The sequence below is a fragment of the Prosthecobacter sp. genome, assembly GCF_049294395.1.
Lineage (GTDB): Bacteria > Verrucomicrobiota > Verrucomicrobiia > Verrucomicrobiales > Verrucomicrobiaceae > Prosthecobacter.
On sequence record NZ_JBAQCR010000047.1, the window covers coordinates 1 to 2,034 of the forward strand.

Genomic DNA, 2,034 nt, shown 5'->3' on the forward strand with positions numbered 1-2,034 from the left:
CCTCCGGTGCTCCCGTGATGCCCGCACCGAGCGTGGCCGTGCCCGTGGCAGCCGCCGTCCCGACCGACGATGCCGGTGAAGTTGCCGCCGCCGTCGTGGCCGAGCACGTCGAAGGCCAGGTCTATCACCCGCCAGCCCTCACCCACATCGAAGTGGGCAAGCCGCCAAACAAGTTTGTGCAGCTCTGGCTGAAGGCCGGTGCCAGCTCCCTTCTTCTCAGTATCTTGATCCATGCCGGTCTCGGCGTCTTGGCCTTGTTCATCGTCTTCCAGAGCGGTGTCATGGACAAGCAGGTCGACTTCCTGCCCGGTGGCGGCACCGCGCAGGGTGCGAAGGCCAGTGCGGATCTGCAGCACAAGGTGCAGCAGAAGAAGCGCAGCTCGATCAACAAGACCATGCCGATGAAGAAGCTGGTCAGCGCGAGCACGAATTCGGCCATCACCCTGCCTGAAGCCCCGCCCGACTCGCTCGACATGCCCGACGTCAGCGCCATGATGGGCGGCGGTGCTCTCGGCGGTGCAGGCGGTTTCGGCATGGGAGGAGCCGGTGGCGGCTTTGGCAAAGGTCAGGGACTCGGAGCCGCAGGCGGTTTCGTGACCCTGCCACCCTCCATGCGCAGCCGCTGCTCCACGCAGGAACGACTTGAGAAGCTCCGTCAAAATGGCGGCTCCCCCGAGTGTGAGGCTGCTGTGAGCGCCTCCCTCGAATGGCTCAAAACCAAGCAGAACGCCGACGGCTCCTGGGGCAAAAGCAACAGGTGCGCCTTCACCGGCCTCGCCTTGCTGTGCTTCCTCGGCCGCTGCGAAACGCCCGAATCCCCTTTCTACGGTGAAAACGTCATGAAGGGCATCATGTTCCTCATCGAAGCCGGCAAAAAGAACCCCTACGGCATCTTTTCGGAGACAGGCTGGAAGGGCGAAGCCGCCGGCGGCAAAGGTGGCGCAGGCACCTACGAGCATGGCATCGCCACCTACGCCCTCGGCGAAATGTACACCCTGGCCCGTCTCGGCAGCAAGAGCCTCCCCGGCATGCGCGAAGCCTTTGAAAAAGGCGTGAAAGTCATCATCGAAAACCAGACCCCGGCAGGTGCCTGGGCCTACGGCGGCAAGGAACAGATCGTTTACAACAAGGCCGCCGGCGCCGACCTTTCCGTGGTCGGCTGGCAGTTCCAGGCGCTCAAAGCCGCCAAGAACACCGGTCTGAAGATCGACGGCCTCCACAGCTGCATCGGCAAGATGACCGATTACCTGGAAAAAATGCAGACCAAGGACGGCGGCTTCGGCGGCCCGAATCGTGACGCGCACTACAATCAGTGGAGCCTCTCCGGCGTCGGCATCCTCGGCCTCCAGACCATGGCCAAGGGCAAGACCACCGCCATCAAGAAGGGCATCAAATTCCTCCGCGACTTCCTCACCGCCGAACCCCTCGACTGGAACAAAAATTGCAATCTCTACTGCTGGTACTACTACACCCAGGCCTTCTTCCAGCAGGGCGGCGAAGACTGGAAGTTCTACAACCAGCAGTTCCTCCCGCAGGTGCTCAGCGCCCAGCAGGCGGACGGCTCCTTCAAGGCCGGCCGCCCGAACTGGCCCGCCGGTGATGCCGCAGACCCCATCTACCGCCAGTGCCTCTGCACGCTTCAGCTTGAAGTGTATTACCGTTACCTGAAAGTGGGCGACCGCGAAGAGTCCTCCTTCTTCGACAAGGACAAGTAAGACTCGGCATTCGACAGGAGAGGGATCGGCCTGATCCCTTCACCTTTCGCAATCGCTGCACATTATCAAACCAAGGGGGGATCAATACGATCCCCCTTTTTTTGTGCGCACGTTCTGGAGGAGAGCCTGAGATGCTGGGTGGTTTTGCATCGAGTGTGGTGATTCGCCACAGCTGCAAACCAGTGCGTGAAGTCCCACGTCGCCTGCCTTTCCACGTTTAAAGGACGGCGAACCTTTTTGAGCGCCTGCGACGCCATGGACCCGAAGCTTCGGACCCGGCGCAGCGGTTCCCTACCCGCCCTGAGGCACGCGATGCTCT

The 2,034-nt window shown here is 61.9% G+C and carries 1 protein-coding gene; it reads left to right on the top strand.

The window, feature by feature from the left end:
- A partial coding sequence (locus tag WAW39_RS03120) for a hypothetical protein (protein ID WP_422315674.1) occupies positions 1–1,715 on the top strand: 1,715 nt, incomplete at its 5' end.
- Positions 1,716–2,034 lie beyond the last annotated feature (319 nt).